The sequence below is a fragment of the Amphritea sp. genome, assembly GCF_050300915.1.
Classification (GTDB): domain Bacteria; phylum Pseudomonadota; class Gammaproteobacteria; order Pseudomonadales; family Balneatricaceae; genus Amphritea.
Genome location: NZ_JBNKYN010000216.1, coordinates 1 through 574, shown reverse-complemented (window position 1 = coordinate 574; position 574 = coordinate 1). Strand labels below are relative to the sequence as shown.

The window sequence follows — 574 nt, the reverse complement described above, 5'->3', positions numbered from 1 at the left end:
AGTAACAAAACTGTTACCGAAAGAAGAATCAATTATCCCTATCGGTAGAACAGGTTTTATAACTTATTCTTCACCCACGATGTCGATAATGATCGCAGCGATCACATCGGTATACAGGTGGATATCGATTTCATGCTCACCCGTAGTACGCAGAGCGCCTTCAGGCAGACGTACATCGCGTTTTTCAACTTCGGTGCCTGCTGCAGTAATCGCATCAGCGATATCAGCAGTACCGATAGAACCGAATAGCTTACCTTCACTACCAACCTTGGCAGTAATAGTTACTTTCTCTAGCGCTTCAATAGCTGTTTTACGAGCCTGAGCTGCTGCTAAAGCTTCTGCGGCTGCTTTTTCCAGCTCTGCTCTTTTGGCTTCGAATTCAGCCATGTTTGCAGCAGTTGCCGGCTTGGCTTTGCCACCAGGGAACAGAAAGTTACGTGCAAAACCAGCTTTAACACTAACCTTGTCACCCAAAGAACCTAAATTATCAATATTTTCCAACAGAACGATTTCCATAGGATAAGCCTCTCACTTAATCATCAGTATTCACAGGGACAGATTTCAGTTTAGCTCG

Annotated in this window: 1 protein-coding gene; it reads right to left on the bottom strand. The window is 44.4% G+C overall.

The annotated features are described in order from the left end of the window. Nucleotides 1-63: 63 nt before the first annotated feature. On the bottom strand, nt 64-516 hold the full coding sequence (rplI, locus tag ACQY8X_RS21125) for a 50S ribosomal protein L9 (RefSeq protein WP_428037095.1): 453 nt from the start codon (nt 514-516) through the stop codon (nt 64-66). Nucleotides 517-574: the final 58 nt, after the last annotated feature.